The following is a 20,443-nucleotide window of genomic DNA, read 5'->3' as shown; positions in this document are numbered from 1 at the left end:
CCGAGGCCCCGGGGACGAGCCGCCCCACCCGGTGCCCTCCGTGTTCCTCTGCCTTCTGCCCTCCGTCCTCTTCCCTCCGCCCTCTGCCCCTTGGGCGCCCGTTCCCCTCCTCCTTCCCCCGCCCCGTGCACATGTCTCAGCCCCGGACCCATGCGGGTCCGGGGCTGAGACATGTGCAGGACGGGCCGGCGGCGTCAGGCGACGCCTTCCTCGCCGGTGCGGCGGCGCGACAGGTAGTACGCCGCGCCGACCGAGCCGGCGATGAGCGCCGTGCCCATGCCGACCTCCTTCAGGTCGAAGCCGGCGAGGGTGCCGCCCTCGCCCGCGCGGACGCCGTGCTGGAAGTGCTCCGGCTTGCCGCCGCCGCGGCCGCCGCGCCCCTCCTCGTCGTCACCACCGTCCTCGGAGCGGCCGCCGCCTCCACCGCCGTAGGAGCGGCTGTCACCGCCTCCGCCGCCGTACGAGCGGTCGCCACCGCCGCCGCCGTAGGAGTGGCTCTCACCGCCGCCCCCGCCGTAGGAGCTGTCGCCTCCGCTGGCGACGGCCGCGGGAGCGGAGAGGGTGAGGGCGCTGAGCCCCAGCAGTGCCGCCGAAACAACGCGTATTACGCGCATGGTGAATCCTCCGGTCCCCGAGGAGCAGCTGCGGACCTCTTCCGCGTGCGCCTGAAATGCACCTCGATGATCGAAACGCTAGGAAGATGTGCACCGGGGCGCGATCGTACCCGGGCGAACGGGGCAACCGTGTGGGCCGCACAGGGGACGGCGTTCCTGCGGCCGGGGGACGTGAGCGTGAGGACGCGTCAGGCCCCCGCGTCGCCAGGAGGGTGAGCGCCCGTCAGCGGGTGATGCCGGGGAACATGTCCAGGAAGGGCGCCGTCGACGACGCCAGCCCCCGGCTGTAGGGCGCGTCGAAGTCCCAGATCAGGAAGAGGAGGAAGGCGATCAGCGCGGAGAACAGCCCGGCGAGGACCAGCTCTCTCGGGGTTCGCCGGATCTGCAGCACGAACACCATGCCGATGGTGACCACGGCCCCCGCGATCAGCCCGAACCACACCACGCCCGGCATCGTCGCCCCGGTGGAGTCCGAGCGTGCCGCGCGGGCCTGGTCGGCGGCGGTGACCTGGTCGACGAGCGGCTGGTAGGCCTGCGCCTCGAAATCCGACTTGGGCTGGTAGTCCGAGACGTCGGCGCGGATCTTCTGCAGCAGTTCGTCGCCGCGCTCGGTGACCCGGCCGTGGTCCACCATGCTCTTCCACTCGGTGGTGACGACGTGTCCGACATAGGCGTTGACATCGGCCCGGGTCCGGTCCCGCACCTCGGGCGGGTAGACCCGGACCCGTTCGGAGATCTCGTGCAGGGCCTGGGCCTCCGCCTGGACGTGGTCCTGGGCGGCGACCCGGGCCTCCCAGACGCCCGCGATGGCCAGGCCCAGCACGATGGCGTACACCACGCCGATCCACATCGTCATGTACTCGATGACATCGGGCGTCTCACTGGGGTCGTCGTCCTCGGTCGCCGTGCGGTGGCGTACGAGGGTGATGACGACGACCACGGCGCAGGCGGCGAGCATCGCCAGGACGAGAACAAGCCATTCCGACAACGGGTGCCTCCAGGGGTCAGCGCGGACGGAGCGCGGCCACGGCGACCAGGGCGGGCACCGCGATGAGCAGGACGTAGGTGATCGGTGAGGGGGCGCGCCGGGGCGCGTGCCGGTGCGGCTGGGTGTGGTACCGCGGGTAGGTGACGGGAGTCACCGAGGGGCGGGGGCGGGGCGTCGGAGTCGGTTCCGGGGTGGGTTCAGGCGGCGGTGTACGGGGCGCAGGGGGCGCGGGCGGTGTGGGGCGAGGAGCCGGGGCCGCGGGGGCCGGCCGGGCGGGGGGCGTGGGCCGCGGTTCGGGCGGTGGCGTCGGCCGGGGCGGGGGAGGAGGAGGTGGTGGCTTCGGTGTCGGCGTGGGGCTCGGGCGGGGCGGTGGCGTCGGGGTCGGGGTAGGGGTAGGGGTAGGGGACGGCGTGGGTGTGGGTGTGGGCGGGGGCTTCGGGCAGGGGGGGAACGGAGGCCAGGAGCCGCCTCCGGCCACCGCCACCGCCACCGTTCCGCCCGGTCCGGTGGAGGCGTACGCGCAGGCGTCGGCGGCGGCCGGGGCGGCGGGTGCGCCCATGCACGTCCACGCCACGGTCGCCGGGGCCAACACCCGCAGGACCAGGCCGAATCGGGTCGGTTTCGGTCGATGCACGACCGAGATCATGGGCCTTCGGGGGGCCCCGCACGCCGACGCGCCGGTGGATTGGTCCGAAGGGGGGAAAGAGGGCGCGTGAGGGTTTGGCCGGGCGTTCCCCCCGCCGTCACCGATGCGCACGCCTGTACGGAGGGGTACGCACCCGTGCGTCTAGTGGACGCGGGCGCCCGCCCTCGTACCCGGCCCGGACCCGGCCGTGTGCGTCCGGAGAAGCCGGGCCGCGAGGGAACGTGGGCGTCCCCGGCGCGCGTACCCAGTGCCGTGCGGCGGCGCAGCAGGGCCGAACCGCACGGCGGACCACGGGAGTCGGCGATGAACACCTCCCGACGGAGCGCCGCACCGGTGGCGACGGCCGCGGCCGTACCGGCGCCGACGGCGTGCGGTCGGGACGGCGGGCCCCCCGGGCGGCCGTCCCCACGGCCGGTTCCGGCATGCACCAGACCCTCCTCGGCAAGGACACGCGCACCGACGGCGCCGACCGGCCGGTGATCGCGGGACAGCCCGCCCACCGTCACACCAAGGACACCGAGGCCGGCCAGGTCCACGGCCGGGGCGTGGACGGCACCTGGCACGCCCAGGCGGCCGACGGCCTGAAAGCGTCCCCGGCGAGCCCTCCGGGCCCTGCCACCCCTCGCGCCGCCGCGCCGAGGGGACGGTCCTCGTGTGCCGGTGCGCACACCGGGGGACACTCACCATGCCCGCACATCGGCGCAATCCACCTTGAGGCGGACGTCCGGCGGGCGCGTGCACCGCAGGTGGTGACCGGGAACGGACGGTCAATTTCCGTTTCCACTCGCCCCTTTGGCGGGCGATCAGTAGCCTCAGCTCGAACACCGGATCGCCTACGTTGTGGAGAGAAGATGGAGCGTCCCGCCTGGGCCCCACGGAGCATCGACATCTCGGTGCCGAGTGTCGCCCGGATCTACGACTACTACCTGGGCGGTTCGCACAACTTCGAGACCGACCGCGAAGCGGCCCGCAGGGCCATGGAGTTCATGCCGGGGCTGCCCAAGGTCATGCAGGCCAACCGGGCGTTCATGCGCCGTGCCGTGCGCTTCGCCGTGGACGAGGGCATCACCCAGTTCCTGGACGTCGGTTCCGGCATCCCGACCTTCGGCAACGTCCACGAGGTCGCCCAGGCGGCCCGGCCCGGCGCGCGGGTGGTCTACGTCGACCACGACCCGGTGGCGGTCACCCACAGCCAGGCCGTCCTCGCGGACGACGACGACGCGGACGTGGTCGCGGCCGACCTGCGCAAGCCCCACGAGATCCTCGCGAGCCCCCAGTTGCAGCGGTTGATCGACCTGAATCGGCCGGTGGCCCTGCTGCTCGTTGCCATACTTCACTTCGTGGAAGACTCGGACGACCCGTACACCGCGGTGGCCGAACTGCGTGACGCGCTCGCGCCCGGCAGCCTGCTGATCCTCACGCATGCCTCGTACGAGGGAATCCCGCTGCCGCCGGAGCGGAGCGAGGGCGCGGTCGACGTATACAAGGGCATCCGCAATCCGCTGATCATGCGCTCGCGCGAGGAGATCGCGCGGTTCTTCGAGGGGTACGACATGGTGGAACCCGGACTGGTGCCGATGGCGCGCTGGCGGCCTCAGACGGCGCCGGAGGACGAGGATCCTTATGCCTTCTCCGGTTTCGCCGGCGTGGGACGCACGGCGTGAGCACGCAGCCGGACGGCCCGGAGGACAGACTGCGGCGGCTGACCACGATCTGGAGCAGGGCCGTCTTCCCGGTGACCTCCACGTCACTGACCCGGCCGGAGTTCGAGGAGCAACTCCTGCCGCTGGCCCGCAGGCTGAGCCGGGCGCTGCGCGCCAGGGCGTTCGACGCGGCGGAGGGCGAGGCGGTCGGCGCCGCGCTGATCGGGGCGCACTGCACGGCGCCCGAGGCACTGAGCCGCTCACTGGACTGCGTGGACGCCTACCTCGTTCTCTACTGCGGCGAGGACGGTGATCCGGAGGACCTGCGGGCCCGCTCCGCGCGCCTCCAGCACGCCATGGCCGCCGGGTTCGCGCGGGCGCTGCGCGAGCGCACCCTCACCGAGCAGGAGGCCATCGCCCAGGCCGCGCTGCGCGCCCAGGGCGTGGTCGCCCAGGCGCTGCACGCCAGTGAGGCCCGTTTCCGGGCCGTGTTCGAAGGCGCGGCCATAGGCATCGGCATCGCCGACCTGGAGGGCAACGTCCTGCAGGTCAACGGCGCGCTGCTGCGCATGTTCGGCGGCTCCGAACAGCACTTGCGCGTCCGCAACGTCCGGGAGTGGACGCACGCCGAGGACGCACCGCAGATCTGGCGGCTCTACCAGGAGCTGGTGCGTGGTGAGCGCGAGCATTACCACGTCGAGAAGGCCTTCTACCGCCCCGACGGCACGGTCCTGTGGACCAACCTGACCGTCTCCCTGCTCCGCGACCCCGACGGCAACCCCCAGTACCAGCTGGCCCTCATGGAGGACACCACCGAACGGCGGCTGCTGAACCTGCGGTTGCGCTACGAGGCCACGCACGACGCGCTCACCGGCCTGCCCAACCGCACCCTGTTCTTCGAACGCCTGGAGAAGGCGCTGAACGCGGGCGAGGGCCGCCGCTTCGGCCTGTGCTACCTCGACCTGGACGGTTTCAAGACCATCAACGACAGCCTCGGACACGCCGCCGGCGACCGGCTGCTGGTGGAGGTCGCCGACCGGCTCCAGGCCTGTGCGACGGCGCCCGGCGAGATGGTCGCCCGGCTCGGCGGCGACGAGTTCGTCGCGCTGACCACCGGACCCGACAGCCGCGGGGAGGTCGACGACCTCGCCGCCCGCATCATGAACGCGCTGCTGGCGCCCGTCCGCATCGACGGCCGGGAGCTGACCGTGCGCGGCAGCATCGGCGTCGTCGAGGGGCCGGTGACCGGCCGCAGCGCCGCGGAGGTGCTGCGCAGCGCCGACATCACGATGTACCGGGCCAAGTCGGCGGGCGGCAACCGCTTCGAGCTGGCCGACCCGGAGGCCGACGCCCGCGCCATCACCCGGCACGGGCTCACGACGGCGCTGCCCACCGCCCTCGACCGGGGCGAGTTCTTCATCGAGTACCAGCCGCTGGTGCACCTCGGCGACGGCAGCGTGCGCGGCGCCGAGGCGCTGGTGCGCTGGCTGCACCCGCAGCACGGGGTGCTCGGCCCGGACCGGTTCATCCCGCTCGCCGAACACACCGGGCTGATCGTCCCGCTGGGCCGCTGGGTCATGGAGCAGTCGGTGCGCCAGGCCCGCGAGTGGCGGGAACTGCACGGCGACGGCGCGGCCGGACCGCTGCGGATCAACGTCAACCTCTCGCCGTGCCAGCTCACCCATCCCGGGCTCGTCCAGGACACCGTCGACATCCTGGAGCGCGCGGGCGTGGCCCCGGACGCGCTGTGCCTGGAGGTGACCGAGTCCGCCCTGATCGGCGCGGACGACGACCTGCTCAAACCGCTGCGCAGGCTCGCCGAGATGGGCGTGGACATCGCCCTGGACGACTTCGGCACCGGCTACTCCAACCTGGCCAACCTGCGCCGGCTGCCGGTGAGCGTCCTCAAACTGGACCGCTCCTTCACCCAGGGCATGCAGCAGTTCCCGGCCGACCCCGTCGACCTCAAGATCGTCGAGGGGATCGTCGCCCTGGCCCACAGCCTGGACCTCGCCGTCACGGTCGAGGGCGTGGAGACCGGCGCGCAGGCGGAACAGCTGCGGATACTGGGCTGCGACACGGCCCAGGGCTGGTACTACGCCCGCCCGGGCCCGCCGGACCGGCTGCACGAACTGGCCCTGGCGGACGCCACGGGCTGATGGACGGGGCCCGGCCCGCCGGACCGGGCAGGGGCGCGGCGGACCGCTGTGCCGGAGGGGAGCGGGGCGGCCCGCAGGACCCGCGAGAGGCGGATCCGGGCAGGCAGGTCCGGGGCGCGGCGGGCGGCCGCTCAGCGCCCCACGGGCTGCATCCCGGCGGCCGGCCCGCGCCCGGCCCGGGCGGTGGCCGCAGCCGCCGCCCGCTCCGCGGCCACGTCGGTGGCGGCGCGGACGAGTGCCGCCGTGGCCCTCGAACGCGACTGCTGCGGCCAGGCGATCGTCAGCACGACCGGGGGCGCGTCCACCAGGGGGCGGTAGGCGACGCCGGGGCGCGGATAGCTCCGGGTCACCGATGCGGGCAGGACGGCGATCAGTTCGCCGAGGGCCACCCGGGTCAGCAACTGGGCGAGATCCTGGCCCTCGCGCCTGACCTCGTCGATGTACTGTTCCAGGTCCCCCTCACGCCGGCCCAGCCCCAGGTCGTCCAGGGTGAGACGGGTGCGGGCGGCGAGCGGGTGCCCCGCGGCCACGGCGGCCACGCGCGTCTCGCCGGCCAGCGTCTCGCTGTCCAGGCCGGTCCGGTCGTACGGGGCATGGGTCAGGGCCACGTCGACCTCGCCCCGGCGCAGCAGCGCGGGGGCCTCGCGCAGGTCGCACAGGCGCACCGTGACCGGGACGGCGGCGGGGTCGGCGGCGAAGCGCTCGAGGACCGGCTCCAGCAGTCCCGCGTCGCCGTCCGCCTTCATCGCGAGGACCAGCCCGGTCTGCGGCGCCGCGGCACGCCGCGCCCGGCGGCCGGCCGCCTCCAGCGCGTCCAGCGCGATCCGGGCCTCCCTGAGCAGCACCTCACCGGCCGGGGTCAGCGCGACGCGGTGCGTGGTGCGTTCGAACAGGGTGGCGCCGAGGTCCGACTCCAGGCGGCGGACGGCGCGCGACAGGGGCGGCGGTGAGATGCCCAGCCGCTCGGCGGCGCGGGCGAAGTTGAGTTCCTCGGCGACCGCGACGAAATAGCGCAGCGGACGGGACTCCAGGGCCCCCGCGGCGCCCTCCGCCCCCTCGGGTCCGCCCGGTCCCACGGTCCGTACGGCCGCTCCGGGCCCCGCCGTCCGGACGGCTCCCGCCGCTCCCACGGTCCGTACGGCTCCCTGCGGCCCGACCGCTCGCTCGGCTCCCGCTGCTCCCATGGTTTCCCCCTGCCGTCGGTATTACCCCCAGGGTAACGAGCGGGAGCGGATCGGTCCTTCAGTTCGGGCGGCCCCGGGCGGAGGATCGACCACGTCGGCACACCCGGCCGTCCGGCCCGGCGCCCGCCGTCCGCACCTTCGGGCGATGCCCTCCGTGTCCTTTCCTCCCCTCCCCTTTTTTTCTGGAGTATCCGTGATCGTCGTGACCACCCCGACCGGCCAGATCGGCCGGCAGCTCCTCGACCGTCTGCTCGACGCCCCGGACGCCGGCCCGGTGCGGGTGATCGTCCGTGACCCGGCGCGCCTCGCGCCGCGGGCGCGGGAGCGGGTGGAGGTGTTCCAGGGCTCGCACAGCGACCCCGACGTGCTCGGGGCGGCCTGCGCGGGCGCCGACCGGGTGTTCTGGCTGGTGCCCCCGGCCTTCGGCGCCGACAGCGTCGACGGTCACTTCCGCGGCTTCACCGAGCCGTTGTGCCAGGTGATCGAGGCGCAGGACGTCCAGCGGGTGGTCGCCGTCTCGACGCTGGGCCGCAAGGTCGCCGAGAACGCCGGCCAGATCTCGGCGTCCCTGGCCATGGACGAGGAGATCATGGCCACCGGCGTGCACTACCGCGCGCTGTGTCCGCCGTTCCTCATGGAGAACCTGCTGGGCCAGGCGCCCGCGATCCGGGACGGCGGCGTGTTCCGCATGGCGGCCGACCGCACCCAGGTCCTGCGCACCTGCGCCACCGGCGACATCGCCGCCACGGGGGCCCGGCTGCTGCTCGACGGCTCCTGGACCGGGCAGGAGGACGTCCCGCTGGTCGGGCCCGACGCCCTGACGCCCGAGGGCATGACCGAGGTGATCTCCGAGGTGCTGGGCCGGCCCGTCCGGATGGAGCCGACCGGCATCGAGGACTACCGCAGGGCGCTGCTCAGCCAGGGAGCGAGCGAGTCCGTGGCGCAGGGTCTGGCCGACATGGCGCGGGCCATCACCGAGCAGGGCTTCTACGGTGCCGCGGCGCCGAGCACCCCCGAGACGGCGCCCATGTCCTTCCGCCAGTGGTGCGAGGAGGTGCTCAAGCCCGCGGTCCGCGGCTGAACCCGGGCCCCCGGCGCGTCGTTCACCCGCGGTCCGAGGCTGAACCGCGCCCGCGCGGCGCGTCGCTCCGGGCCGCCGCCCGCCCGCGTCCTGGCGCGGCGGACGGCACGGCCTGGGGCGCCCGCCCCGGCGCCCGGGAGTGGTCCGCCGCACAGTTCCGGCTCCTCGCGCCCGGGTCCTCTGGCCCGGGAGCGGCCGCCACCCGAGCGCCGGGAGCGGCCCTGCCGTCCAGCCCCGGAGCGGTCCGCCACCCAGCCCGGGAGCGGCCCGTGCTCCGGCCCCGGGAGCGGCCCGTGGCCCGCACCCGGGAGCGTCCGGCCGTCCCGCCCCGCGCGCCTCACCTCACCGTTCCAGCAGCATCCGCTGCAGTTCCCTGGCCGCCCTGGGCGGGGCCACGTCGCTGCGGTGGGCGAGGGCGATCGTGCGGTGCAGGCCGGGACGGGCCAGCGGGGTGACGCGCAGGCCGCGCCCGGAGCGGGTGGCGACCATGCGCGGCACGACCGCGACGCCCAGACCGGCCCGTACGAAGCCCAGCACGGCGTCCATCTCGCCGCCCTCGACGGCGAAGTCCGGCTCGAAGCCCTCGGCGCGGCACGCGGCGACCGTCAGCTCCCGCAGGTCGTAGCCGTGCCGGAACATCACCAGCCGCGCGCCCTCCAGGTCCGCGATGCGGACCGTGCGCCGCCCCGGGGCACCGGGCGGGGCGGCCTCCGGCGACGACACCACGACCAGGTCCTCGCGCAGCAGCTCCACCGTGGTCAGAGCGGGGGAGGGGGTGGGCAGCGGCAGCACGACCAGCGCGAGGTCCAGGGCCCCGCGCGCCAGCTCCCGTACCAGGTCGTGCGAGCCGCTCTCCTCGACCAGCAGCCGGATGCCGGGGTAGCGGTCGTGGAAGGCGCGCAGCACGTCCGGCAGCAGGCCCGTGCACAGACTGGGCGTCGCGCCCAGCCGCACCCGGCCGCTGCGCAGCTGCACCAGCTCCTGCACCTCGTGCCGGGCGGTGTCCGCGTCGGCGAGGATGCGCCGGGCCAGCGGCAGCAGCGCCTCACCCGCGTCGGTGAGCGTGATGTTGCCCCGCGCCCGCAGGAACAGGTCCGCGCCCAGCTCCCGCTCCAGCGCCTTGATCTGCTGCGAGAGCGACGGCTGGGCGACGTGGACCAGATCGGCGGCGCGGGTGAAGTGCCGGGTCTCGGCCACCGCCACGAAGTACTGGAGCTGCTGGAACTGCACCCAGCCATGATAGCCGTGTCCTATCGAAACGAGCCGGACCATGTCTTGGACCGATGGGGCCGACCGGCTCTAGCGTCATGGGCATGGCTCTGGCAACGCGGACGGACCGACGGCCGTCCATGGCACGCACCGTGTGGCACTCGACCGTCGGCAAGAAGACCGTGATGGCGGTCAGCGGCCTGATCATGCTGCTGTACCTGGTCGCCCACATGATCGGGAACCTGAAGATCTACTTCGGCGCGGGCGAGTTCAACCACTACGCGCACTGGCTGCGCACGGTGGGCGAACCGTTCATGCACTACGAGTGGACGCTCTGGCTCATCCGGGTCGTCCTCGTGGTCGCGGTGGTCGCCCACGCCGTCTCCGCCTACCAGCTCAGCCGCCGCGACATCAAGGCACGCCCGGCCCGGTACGTGCACGCCAGGCCTCGCGCGAGCTACGCCACCCGCACCATGCGCTGGGGCGGGATCATCCTCGGCCTGTTCATCGTCTGGCACATCCTGGACCTGACCACCGGCACCGTGCACTCCGGCGGCTTCCAGGAGGGCCACCCCTACCAGAACGTCGTGGACACCTTCTCGACCTGGTACGGGAACGTCATCTACATCGTCGCCATGCTGGCGCTCGGCCTGCACATCCGGCACGGCTTCTGGAGCGCCGCCCAGACCCTCGGCGTCGGCAGCCGGCGGCGCGACCGCGCCCTGAAGACCGTCGCCAACGTCCTCGCAGCAGTGCTCACGGCCGGCTTCATCGCCGTCCCCGTGGGCGTGATGACCCAAGTGGTGAGCTGACATGACCTCCTACGCCGACTACACGACCGGCGAGCCGGTCACCGACACCAAGGCGCCCTCCGGGCCGGTCCAGGAGCGCTGGGACAAGCGCCGGTTCGAGGCCAAGCTGGTCAACCCGGCCAACCGCCGCAAGCAGCGGATCATCGTCGTGGGCACCGGCCTCGCGGGCGGCTCCGCCGGCGCAACCCTGGCCGAACAGGGCTACCACGTCGTCCAGTTCTGCTACCAGGACTCCCCGCGCCGCGCCCACTCCATCGCCGCCCAGGGCGGCATCAACGCCGCCAAGAACTACCGCAACGACGGCGACTCGATCCACCGCCTGTTCTACGACACGGTCAAGGGCGGCGACTTCCGCTCCCGCGAGTCCAACGTGCACCGCCTCGCCCAGATCTCGGTGGAGATCATCGACCAGTGCGTGGCCCAGGGCGTCCCCTTCGCCCGCGAGTACGGCGGCCTGCTCGACACCCGCTCCTTCGGCGGCGTCCAGGTCTCCCGCACGTTCTACGCCCGCGGCCAGACAGGCCAGCAGCTCCTCCTCGGCGCCTACCAGGCGCTGTCGCGGCAGATCGCCGCCGGGAACATCGAGATGCACCCGCGCACCGAGATGCTCGACCTGATCGTCGTCGACGGCCGGGCCCGCGGCATCGTGGCCCGTGACCTGATCACCGGGAAGATCGACACGTACTTCGCGGACGCCGTCGTCCTCGCCTCCGGCGGATACGGCAACGTCTTCTACCTGTCGACCAACGCGATGAACTCCAACGCGACCGCGATCTGGCGGGCGCACCGGCGCGGGGCGTACTTCGCCAACCCCTGCTTCACCCAGATCCACCCCACCTGCATCCCGCGCACCGGCGACCACCAGTCCAAGCTGACGCTGATGAGCGAGTCGCTGCGCAACGACGGCCGCATCTGGGTGCCGAAGGCCAAGGGCGACACCCGCCCGCCGAACGAGATCCCCGAGGACGAGCGCGACTACTACCTGGAGCGCATCTACCCCTCCTTCGGCAACCTCGTGCCGCGCGACATCGCCTCCCGCGCCGCCAAGAACGTCTGCGACGAGGGCCGGGGCGTCGGCCCCGGCGGCCAGGGCGTCTACCTGGACTTCGCGGACGCCATCGGGCGCATGGGCCGCGAGAAGGTCGCGGAGAAGTACGGCAACCTCTTCGAGATGTACGAGCGGATCACCGCGGAGAACCCGTACGAGGTGCCCATGCGGATCTACCCCGCCGTGCACTACACGATGGGCGGCCTGTGGGTCGACTACGACCTGCAGACCACGATCCCCGGCCTGTTCGCGATCGGCGAGGCCAACTTCTCCGACCACGGCGCCAACCGCCTCGGCGCCTCCGCGCTCATGCAGGGCCTGGCCGACGGCTACTTCGTCCTCCCGGCCACCATCAACGACTACCTGGCCCGCCACCCCCACCAGGACCCGGTCACCGCCGACCACCCCGTCGTCCAGGAGGTGCTCGCCGAGACCGAGGACCGGCTCAACCTGCTCCTCGCCGTCGACGGCGACCGCACCCCCGACTCCTTCCACCGCGAACTGGGCGAACTCCTGTGGGAGCTGTGCGGCATGACGCGCACCGAGCCCGGACTGCGCAAGGCACTGGAACGCATCCCGCAGATCCGGGAGGAGTTCTGGCGGCGCATCAAGGTCCCCGGCACCGGCGAGGAGTTCAACCAGTCCCTGGAGAAGGCCAACCGCATCGTCGACTACCTGGAACTGGCCGAGCTGATGTGCCTGGACGCCCTGCACCGCGCCGAGTCCTGCGGCGGCCACTTCCGCGAGGAGTCCCAGACACCCGACGGCGAGGCCGCCCGCAAGGACGACGAGTTCGGCTACGCCGCCGCCTGGGAGTTCACCGGCACGGGCCAGGCCCCCACCCTGCACAAGGAAGACCTGGTCTTCGAGTACGTCCACCCCACCCAGCGGAGCTACGCATGAAGCTCACCCTGCGCGTCTGGCGGCAGAAGAACGCCGACGCCGACGGCACCATGTCCACCTACCAGGTGGACGGCATCTCGCCCGACATGTCCTTCCTGGAGATGCTGGACGTCCTCAACGAACAGCTCATCCTCTCCGGCGAGGACCCCGTCGCCTTCGACCACGACTGCCGCGAGGGCATCTGCGGCGCCTGCAGCCTCGTCATCAACGGCGACGCGCACGGCCCCGAGCGCACCACCACCTGCCAGCTGCACATGCGGTCCTTCCGCGACGGCGACACCATCGATGTCGAACCGTGGCGCGCCGCCGCCTTCCCGGTGGTCAAGGACCTGGTCGTGGACCGCTCGGCCTTCGACCGGATCATCCAGGCCGGCGGCTACATCACCGCCCCCACCGGAGCCGCGCCCGAGGCACACGCCACCCCCGTGCCCAAGCCCGACGCCGACTTCGCCTTCGAGCACGCCGAGTGCATCGGCTGCGGCGCCTGCGTCGCCGCCTGCCCCAACGGCGCGGCGATGCTCTTCACCTCCGCCAAGATCAACCACCTCAACGTCCTCCCGCAGGGCGCGCCCGAGCGCGAGACCCGCGTCCTCGACATGGTCGCCCAGATGGACGAGGAGGGCTTCGGCGGCTGCACCCTGACCGGGGAGTGCGCCACTGCCTGCCCCAAGGGCATCCCGCTCATGTCGATCACCGGCATGAACAAGGAGTGGCTGCGCGCCACCCGCAAGGCGGCCAGGCGGTAGCCGACGGCAGAAGACGTTCGCCGAGGGGGCGGACGGGCGGGGCCGGGAGTGGTGCTCATCCCCGGCCCCGTCTGCCTGCCGCGCACCCACGCCGTTCAGCAAGCCCACATCCCCTCTCCTGACACCGGACACGCGCCCGCCAACCGGCATCGGAAGAACAGGACCGGCAGCCGGGGACCGCCCCGCTGCCCGCACCGCCGATCCCGGCCCGCGACCATGGAGAGAGCCATGACCGGTGTCACCGCACTCGACCGTCCGCCGCAGCCCACGGCCCCCGCCCGCTACACCGTCACCCTCGCCCGCGACGAGGCCGGCGTCCGTGCGGCCCAGCGCCTGCGCCACGACGTGTTCGCCACCGAGCTGGGCGCCGTGCTCAGCACCCCCGAACCGGGTCACGACATCGACGCGTTCGACGCGTACTGCGACCACCTGCTCGTGCACGACACCGTGAGCGGCCAGATCGTCGGCACCTACCGGCTGCTGCCCCCGGAGCGCGCCGAGGCCGCCGGACGGCTGTACGCCGAGGGCGAGTTCGATCTCAGCCCGCTCACCCCGATCCGGGCCGGCCTGGTCGAGGTCGGCCGCTCCTGCGTGCACCCCGACCACCGCGACGGCACCGTCATCGGGCTCATCTGGGCCGGCATAGCCCGCTACATGACCGACCGGGGCCACCAGTGGCTGGCGGGCTGCTGCTCCGTACCGCTCGCCGACGGCGGCGCCCTGGCCGGCGCCACCTGGCAGCGGGTGCGCGCCCGGCACCTGGCGCCGCCCGAGTACCGGGTACGCCCCCGGCAGCCCTGGACGCCGGGCGGCGAAGCCCCCGCCGCCGCCCCCGGCGAGCTGCCCGCCCTGCTGCGCGGCTACCTCCGGCTGGGCGCCTGGGTGTGCGGCGAGCCCGCCCACGACGTCGACTTCAACGTCGCGGACCTGTACGTCCTGCTGCCGATGCGCCGGGTCGACCCGCGCTACCTGCGGCACTTCCTCTCGCTCGTACCGGCCTGATGAGCGGCTGGCTGCCCGGCGCGCCCTGCACCCCCGCGGCGTGCGTGGCGTCCACGGAACCGGCGGCGGCCGTGCCCCGGGCCGTCCTGCGGCTCGTCGCCCTCGCCGCGCTGGTGCTCGCCGGGATCGTGCTCTGTCCGCTCGGCGGGCGGATCCCCGCCCACTGGGTCGCGCGCTGGTGCCGCGCGCTCGCGCGGGCCGCGGGCGTACGGGTACGGATCTCGGGCACCGCCGCGCCCACCGGCGGCCTGCTGCTGGTGGCCAACCACATCTCCTGGCTGGACGTCCCGCTGCTGGCCGCGGTGCGCCCGGCCCGGGTGCTCGCCAAGGCGGAGGTCCGCCGCTGGCCCCTGGCCGGCCCGCTCGCCGCCCGCGGCGGCGCCCTGTTCATCGAACGGGACCGGCTGCGGGACCTGCCCGGTACCGTCGCGCGCATCGCCGGGGCACTGCGCGCGGGCGCCGCGGTCGCGGCCTTCCCGGAGGGCAGCACCTGGTGCGGGCGCGGCCAGGGCCGCTTCCACCGGGCCGTCTTCCAGGCCGCCCTCGACGCGGGCGTACCGGTTCAGCCCGTCACCATCCGCTACCGCCGTGCCGGGGGCGCGATCAGCACCGCCCCCGCCTTCGTCGGTGAGGACACGCTGGCCGCCTCCCTGTGGCGGGTGGTGCGGGCGCGCGGGCTGGTCGCCGAGGTGACCGTGCGGCCCGTCGTCCCGCCCGGCAGCCACCGCGACCGGCGCGCGCTGGCGCGGGCCGCCGAACCGGGCCGGACGGTGGAGCCGTACTGGACGCACGCCGCCCTGGTGGCGTAGCGCCGCACCGGCGGGCGCGCGTGCCGGTGCGGCGGACGCGTCCCGCGGTCCGGGTGCATGCCCGGGCGGGGCCGGGCGGCACGCCCGGGCTGGGTCCGGCCCGGGCGCGCGCCGTTCCGGACCCCGGGCGTCCCGGGCCCGGGCCGCCGCGCGAGCGCATCGCGCCGCCGGCCCGGCGCCCGTCGTGCCGCACCGCCGGGTCAGATGCGCCGTACCGTGTGCAGCGACCGGGCGTAGGTGCCGGTGCCGTCCAGGAGGGAAGCGCCGCCGAGGTCGGACATGGTGGGCCCGTCGACGGTCTTGCGGCTGGACAGGAAGCGTCGCCCGCCGGCCGCGTCCGTCCCCAGGTAGATCCCGACGTGGTCCACCGTCACGGTCTGCCCGGCGGGGTCGTCGTCGCCGGAGTCGGCGTTGAACAGCACGAGGTCGCCGGGCTGGAGCTGGGCCGCGGCGGGCGGCGCGGTCCCGTCGGTGCGGTCGACCAGCACACCGGGCGCGTGGTCGGCGATGTCCCGGGACTTGCGCGGTATCCGCTCCCCGGAGGTGTCCGCGCCCGCCGCCATCGGCACGCCCATGTGGTAGCCGTAGACCATGCGGGTGTAGCCCGAGCAGTCCAGGTTGCCGGCCTGCTTGCTCGACGGGCCCGTGTAGGCGCCGTCGGGGAAGGTCCAGCCGATGTTCATGTACTCGTGGAAGTCGGCGCCCTCGTAGCGGTAGCCGTGCGGGTCCAGGTAGCCGTAACCGGCCTCGCCCAGCACCTGCTCGCCCCGCGCGGGGCCGTCCCCCGCGGTGACCGCGGGCGCCCCGGCCAGGAACATCGCGGCGTGGGCGAGGACGTCCGGCGCGGTGGAGCCGGCCCAGCCGCGCACGGTCTGTTCCAGCTCCGCCGTCCAGGTGCCGTCGAAGGGCCGCGGCAGCACCCGCACCCAGTCGCCGTGGGTGACGGTGGGCGGGGCGGCCCAGTTTGCGGCGTCCACCTGGAAACGGCTCACCGTCAGCCTGACCGGGAGGTTCGTGCAGCCCTTGTTCGCCAGCGCGCGCAGGCCCACCCGGCCCTTGCCGAAGGTGCTGTCGGTGACGTCCGCGGCCCATCCGGACGGTTCCGCCGCGTCCGTGCGCCACGCCTTGGCGCGGATCCGGGTCCCCTCGCGGCGCACCCGGATCGTCCAGTCGGTGCCCGCCGCGCCGGTGGTGGCCAGCACCACGGCCGGGACGAGCTGGGTGACCGTGTCGGCGACCTCCTTCTCCACCCGCAGCTCCACCGCACCGGTGGTCAGGAAGGACAGCCGGGCCCGGTAGTTGTTGTGCGTGTCCTGGTAGCCGAAGGACAGGGCGTACGAACAGGCCTGGCCGGTGGGCACCTTGTCGAACCGGGCCACCGACCGCACGTCGACGTCGGTGATCTCGTCGTCGCGCAGGGTCGCGTGGCGGCTGGCGTAGTCGGTGGTCAGCGTGATCACCCCGCTGCCGGGCACGACCGAGTAGTCCGTCGCGTCGGGGCCGAGCGTGGACCAGCTGCCGCCGCCCGGGGACGTCCCCCAGTAGGCGCGCTGCTCCACCGGCAGCGACGTGTCGGGCAGCGTGCGGCCGAAGTCGTCGGTGAAGGGCCGCTTGTTCTCCGCGAACGTTCTTCGCGGGCCCGGCAGCAGCACGGTCCGGGCGCCGTGGGTCAGCAGCGCGATCCGTCTGCCGCCCGAGGTGACCTCCGTACGGGCCGGTGTCCCGGGGAGCACGGCGGTGGTGAGCGGGGCGGTGAGCATCACCGGGGTGAACCAGGAGGCGTCCAGCGGCGGCAGCGTCACCGAGGAACGGGCCGCGGTCAGCCCGGCCGGTGCGGGCAGCGGGTCCACGGCCGCGCCCGCGGCGCCGGAGGCGGCGGCCCGGGCGGGGGCCGTGGCCAGGGCACCCAGGGGAACGGCGGCGGAGGCGGCGAGTGCGGTCAGCAGACCGCGACGAGAGGTGTGTGTCATGCCCCCATGATCGAGTACGGCCCGGCGGCCCGGCCCACCGAGCCGCGTACCCGGTCCAAGTACCCGCGGAGTACGGCCCGTTGCGCGGGAGGTCAGTCCCGTTCACCGGCCGCCGGGGGCGACGCGCTCGCGACGGCGCGGGCCAGGTGGGGAGCCGTGGCACTGCCCGGTGCCCCGGCCACCTCGGCGGGTGTCCCCGCCGCCACGATCCGGCCGCCCGCGTCACCACCGCCGGGGCCCAGGTCGAGGACCCAGTCGGCGTCCGCGACGACGGACATGTCGTGCTCGACGACGATCACCGTGTGCCCGGAGTCCACCAGCCCGTGCAACTGCCGCATCAGCACCTGGACATCGGCCGGGTGCAGGCCCGTCGTCGGTTCGTCCAGGAGGTAGAGGGTGTGTCCGCGGCGGCCGCGCTGCAACTCGCTCGCCAGCTTGATCCGCTGGGCCTCACCGCCCGACAGCTCGGTCGCGGGCTGCCCCAGCCGCAGGTAGCCGAGGCCCACGTCGAGCAGGGTCTCCAGGCTGCGGGCGACGGCCGGGGTGTCGGCGAAGAACTCCGCCGCGCCCTCCACCGTCATGTCCAGCACCTGCGCGATCGTGCGCCCCCGGTACCTCACGCGCAGTGTCTCCCGGTTGTACCGGGCACCGCCGCAGTCCGGGCAGGGCGCGTACGTGCTCGGCAGGAACAGCAGCTCCACGCTCACGAACCCCTCGCCCTGGCAGGTCTCGCACCGCCCCCCGGCCACGTTGAAGGAGAACCTCCCCACGCCGTAACCGAGTTCGCGGGCCGTCTCCGTGCCCGCGAACACCTTCCGCACGACGTCGAAGAGCCCTGTGTACGTCGCCAGGTTGGAGCGCGGGGTCCGCCCGATCGGCCGCTGGTCCACCGACACCAGCCGTCCCACTCCCGGCAGTTCCTCCGTGATCTCGCCGATCAGCGTCGACTTGCCGGACCCGGAGACCCCCGTCACCGCGGTGAACACTCCCAGCGGGAACTCGGCCGTCACCGCGCGCAGGTTGTGCCGGGTCACCGGACCGACCGTCACCCGGCCGCGCGGCCGCCGCACTCGGCGCCGGGGTCCGGCGGGGCCGCCGAACAGGAACCGGGCCGTGGCCGAGCCGGCCACCTCCGCCAGCGCGGCCACGGGACCGCTGTGCAGCACCCGCCCGCCGTGCTCCCCGGCCAGCGGACCCACGTCCACGACCCAGTCCGCGCCGCGCACCACGTCCAGGTGGTGCTCCACCACGAACAGCGAGTTGCCCGCGTCCTTGAGCCGCTGCAGCACCGTGAGCAGTGCCTCGGTGTCCGCCGGGTGCAGGCCCGCCGACGGCTCGTCGAGCACGTAGACCACCCCGAACAGCCCCGACCGCAGCTGTGTCGCCAGCCGCAGCCGCTGCAGCTCACCCGCGGAGAGGGTGGGCGTGGACCGGTCCAGGGAGAGGTAGCCGAGACCCAGCTCCACGACGGGCGCGATACGGGACTTCAGGTCGTCGGTGAGCATCCGGGCGGCCCCGGAGGACCCGTGGAGCGTCCCCGCCAGCTCGGTCAGCGGCAGCGCGGCCAGCTCGGCGATGGTGCGGCCGGCGAAGGTGACGGCCAGCGCCTCGGGCCGCAGCCTGCTGCCGCCGCAGGCCGGGCAGGGCGCGGAGGTGAGGAAGCGCTCCGCCTTCGCCCGCAGCGCCGCACTCCTCGACTCGGCGAACGTCTTCATCACGTACCGCCGGGCGCTCATGTACGTGCCCTGGTAGGGCCGCTGGATCCGGCCGGCGTCCCGCACCGGGTGCACGGTCACCACCGGCTGCTCGTCCGTGAACAGGATCCACTCCCGCTGCTCGGCGGGCAGCTCGCGCCAGGGCCGGTCCACGTCGTGGCCGAGCGCGTCCAGGACGTCCCGCAGGTTCTTGCCCTGCCAGGCACCGGGCCACGCCGCGATCGCCCCCTCACGGACGGACAGCGACGGATCGGGGACCAGCAGTTCCTCGCTCGTGCGGTGCACCCGCCCCAGGCCGTGGCACCGCGGGCAGGCCCCGGCCGCCGTGTTCGGCGAGAAGGCGTCCGAGTCCAGCCGCTCGGCGCCCGGCGGATGGTCACCGGCCCGCGAGAACAGCATCCGCAGCGAGTTGGACAGGTTCGTCACCGTCCCCACCGACGACCGCGAGGTCGGCGCCGCCCGCTGCTGCCGCAGCGACACGGCGGGCGGCAGTCCGCTGATCTCCCCGACCTTCGGCGCCCCGACCTGGTGGATCAGCCGGCGCGCGTACGGCGCCACCGACTCGAAGTACCGCCGCTGCGCCTCCGCGTAGATCGTCCCGAACGCCAGCGAGGACTTCCCCGACCCCGACACCCCCGTGAACACCACGAGCGCGTCCCGCGGCACATCGACGTCCACACCCTGGAGATTGTGCTCACGGGCGCCGCGGACGCGGACGTACGGGTCGTGGGGGGTGTGCATGACGGAGCTCCGGCGGACAGGGGCGACGGCAGGGGGTGAACCACGCGATCCTACGCGGCCGCTCCGGAACCCGCCGGTCGGACGTCCCGCCGGTCCGCATGATCGGCGGGCCCCGGCGGGCGGTCCGGACGCCCTGTCCGAGCCCGTCGTCCGTGCCCTCGGCCCTGTTCCACGGCGAGCGCCGCGAACGCAGCTCTGAGAGCGGTACCCGTGGACCGTCCGGGCGGAGCCGCCCTCCGGTTGCCGCACCCCTCACGGTCCCCGACGCCGGGCCGGGCCCGTTCGGAGCACGGAGACCTCTTGCAAGCCCGCGCGCGGTGGCGGTCCGACGCCCGGGAGCACCTCCACGCGCCCCGGTGGGGAGGAATGCCCGAAATGAGGGACGGGCAGTGACCAGGCGTAACTCAGCCCCGTAGGAGAGGATCGACCGCGCATGAGTCGATGTCTGACCCGCCCCGCCGCACTCGCCGCTTCGGCCGCGCTGCTCACCTCAGCCCTCCTGGCGGCGACGGCACCCGTCGCGAGTGCCGCTCCCGCGAAGTACTCGCAGGCGGCGGCCGAGAAGGCGCTGAAACGGGCGGGCGTCACGTGGGTGTCGTCGGGCAGGTGCAGCAACCGCAAGAACAGCAGGTGCACCTCGTTCGAACAGATCAACAGGAGCACCGTCGCCGGGGTGATCGACTTCAAGAAGGCCGGCAGGTGCGCGGTGACCATCACCGCCGGCACGGAGAAGGGCCACGCCTCCGGCACGTACAGCCACTGGAACGGCTACAAGGTCGACCTCAAGCTGACGTCGTGTGTGAACTCCTACGTCACGCACAGGTTCACGTACGTGGGTCAGCGCAAGGGTGACCACGCCAAGCAGTACAAGTCCCCGTCGGGCAACGTCTACGCCCGCGAGGGCTCGCACTGGGACGTCACCTACTACCGCGGCAGCCGCTGACGCGGGCCGGGGGCGGGACCGGGCAGCACGGGTCCGCCCCCGGCCGGGGGGAGCATCCGCACCAGGGGCGGGCTCCAGGGCGCGACCCGGCGGGAGCGCGCGCGGCACGGTTCCGCCGGAAAGCCGCGCCCGGCGCGGACTGCTCGAAGCCCAGGGCGGCCAGGACTTCTCCGGCGGCCTGCTGGTCCCGTTCGTAGCCGCCCCCCGAGATCCCGAGTCCTCCGGCGCAC

General features: G+C 73.9%; 17 protein-coding genes. 9 read left to right on the top strand and 8 right to left on the bottom strand.

Annotated features, from left to right (window positions below; genetic code table 11):
* Positions 1-194: 194 nt before the first annotated feature.
* The 4 genes from ABZ719_RS08900 to ABZ719_RS08885 form a co-directional block, all read right to left on the bottom strand.
* Entirely contained in the window at positions 195-614 is a 420-nt protein-coding gene (locus tag ABZ719_RS08900) for a hypothetical protein (RefSeq protein WP_366724516.1), read from the bottom strand.
* A gap of 223 nt (positions 615-837) precedes the next feature.
* The gene (locus ABZ719_RS08895) at positions 838-1,602 is read right to left on the bottom strand and encodes a DUF4239 domain-containing protein (protein ID WP_366724515.1); all 765 of its coding nucleotides are present in this window, start codon (positions 1,600-1,602) and stop codon (positions 838-840) included.
* Positions 1,603-1,618: 16 nt separating this feature from the next.
* Positions 1,619-1,756 carry a hypothetical protein gene (locus tag ABZ719_RS08890; RefSeq protein WP_366724514.1) on the bottom strand — a complete coding sequence of 46 codons (138 nt, stop codon included), beginning with the start codon at positions 1,754-1,756 and terminating at the stop codon, positions 1,619-1,621.
* 43 nt (positions 1,757-1,799) lie between these two features.
* Positions 1,800-2,171 (bottom strand): hypothetical protein, encoded by a 372-nt coding sequence (locus tag ABZ719_RS08885; RefSeq protein WP_366724513.1) that lies wholly within the window; start codon positions 2,169-2,171, stop codon positions 1,800-1,802.
* A 928-nt stretch (positions 2,172-3,099) separates the two neighbouring features.
* On the opposite strand from ABZ719_RS08885, the gene ABZ719_RS08880 reads away from it, so the two are divergent.
* Both ABZ719_RS08880 and ABZ719_RS08875 read left to right on the top strand, forming a co-directional pair.
* Positions 3,100-3,912, top strand: coding sequence for an SAM-dependent methyltransferase (locus tag ABZ719_RS08880; protein WP_366724512.1), 813 nt, complete (start codon positions 3,100-3,102; stop codon positions 3,910-3,912).
* On the top strand, positions 3,909-6,050 hold the full coding sequence (locus tag ABZ719_RS08875; RefSeq protein WP_366724511.1) for an EAL domain-containing protein: 2,142 nt from the start codon (positions 3,909-3,911) through the stop codon (positions 6,048-6,050). The genes ABZ719_RS08880 and ABZ719_RS08875 overlap by 4 nt, the downstream gene beginning before the upstream one ends.
* Before the next feature lie 131 nt (positions 6,051-6,181).
* On the opposite strand, the gene ABZ719_RS08870 is transcribed toward ABZ719_RS08875, so the two are convergent.
* The gene (locus tag ABZ719_RS08870) at positions 6,182-7,081 is read right to left on the bottom strand and encodes a LysR family transcriptional regulator (protein WP_366724594.1); all 900 of its coding nucleotides are present in this window, start codon (positions 7,079-7,081) and stop codon (positions 6,182-6,184) included.
* Positions 7,082-7,427: 346 nt separating this feature from the next.
* On the opposite strand from ABZ719_RS08870, the gene ABZ719_RS08865 reads away from it, so the two are divergent.
* On the top strand, positions 7,428-8,315 hold the full coding sequence (locus ABZ719_RS08865) for an NAD(P)H-binding protein (RefSeq protein ID WP_366724510.1): 888 nt from the start codon (positions 7,428-7,430) through the stop codon (positions 8,313-8,315).
* A 342-nt stretch (positions 8,316-8,657) separates the two neighbouring features.
* Here ABZ719_RS08865 and ABZ719_RS08860 read toward each other — a convergent pair whose 3' ends face one another.
* A complete protein-coding gene (locus ABZ719_RS08860) occupies positions 8,658-9,545 on the bottom strand; it encodes a LysR substrate-binding domain-containing protein (RefSeq protein ID WP_366724509.1) in 888 nt (295 codons plus the stop codon).
* 119 nt (positions 9,546-9,664) lie between these two features.
* Between ABZ719_RS08860 and ABZ719_RS08855 the strand changes: the two genes are divergently transcribed.
* The 5 genes from ABZ719_RS08855 (at position 9,665) to ABZ719_RS08835 (ending at position 14,844) form a co-directional block, all read left to right on the top strand.
* Positions 9,665-10,336 (top strand): succinate dehydrogenase, encoded by a 672-nt coding sequence (locus ABZ719_RS08855; RefSeq protein WP_366724593.1) that lies wholly within the window; start codon positions 9,665-9,667, stop codon positions 10,334-10,336.
* A gap of 1 nt (position 10,337) precedes the next feature.
* On the top strand, positions 10,338-12,287 hold the full coding sequence (locus ABZ719_RS08850) for a fumarate reductase/succinate dehydrogenase flavoprotein subunit (RefSeq protein WP_366724508.1): 1,950 nt from the start codon (positions 10,338-10,340) through the stop codon (positions 12,285-12,287).
* Entirely contained in the window at positions 12,284-13,033 is a 750-nt protein-coding gene (locus ABZ719_RS08845) for a succinate dehydrogenase/fumarate reductase iron-sulfur subunit (RefSeq protein WP_366724507.1), read from the top strand. The genes ABZ719_RS08850 and ABZ719_RS08845 overlap by 4 nt, the downstream gene beginning before the upstream one ends.
* Before the next feature lie 228 nt (positions 13,034-13,261).
* Positions 13,262-14,035, top strand: a complete 774-nt coding sequence (locus ABZ719_RS08840) for a GNAT family N-acyltransferase (RefSeq protein WP_366724506.1) — start codon at positions 13,262-13,264, stop codon at positions 14,033-14,035.
* A complete protein-coding gene (locus ABZ719_RS08835) occupies positions 14,035-14,844 on the top strand; it encodes a lysophospholipid acyltransferase family protein (RefSeq protein WP_366724505.1) in 810 nt (269 codons plus the stop codon). Before ABZ719_RS08840 ends, ABZ719_RS08835 begins: the two co-directional genes overlap by 1 nt.
* A gap of 200 nt (positions 14,845-15,044) precedes the next feature.
* Here the strand turns inward: ABZ719_RS08835 and ABZ719_RS08830 are convergent, their stop codons facing one another.
* Both ABZ719_RS08830 and ABZ719_RS08825 read right to left on the bottom strand, forming a co-directional pair.
* Complete coding sequence (locus tag ABZ719_RS08830) at positions 15,045-16,814, bottom strand: NlpC/P60 family protein (protein WP_366724504.1); 1,770 nt, start codon at positions 16,812-16,814, stop codon at positions 15,045-15,047.
* Positions 16,815-16,906: 92 nt separating this feature from the next.
* On the bottom strand, positions 16,907-19,270 hold the full coding sequence (locus tag ABZ719_RS08825) for an excinuclease ABC subunit UvrA (RefSeq protein ID WP_366724503.1): 2,364 nt from the start codon (positions 19,268-19,270) through the stop codon (positions 16,907-16,909).
* 433 nt (positions 19,271-19,703) lie between these two features.
* On the opposite strand from ABZ719_RS08825, the gene ABZ719_RS08820 reads away from it, so the two are divergent.
* Positions 19,704-20,213 carry a hypothetical protein gene (locus ABZ719_RS08820; RefSeq protein ID WP_366724502.1) on the top strand — a complete coding sequence of 170 codons (510 nt, stop codon included), beginning with the start codon at positions 19,704-19,706 and terminating at the stop codon, positions 20,211-20,213.
* Positions 20,214-20,443: the final 230 nt, after the last annotated feature.

It is taken from the genome of Streptomyces sp. NPDC006743 (assembly GCF_040703815.1).
Lineage (GTDB): Bacteria > Actinomycetota > Actinomycetes > Streptomycetales > Streptomycetaceae > Streptomyces.
This window is presented reverse-complemented; position numbering and strand designations above follow the sequence as displayed.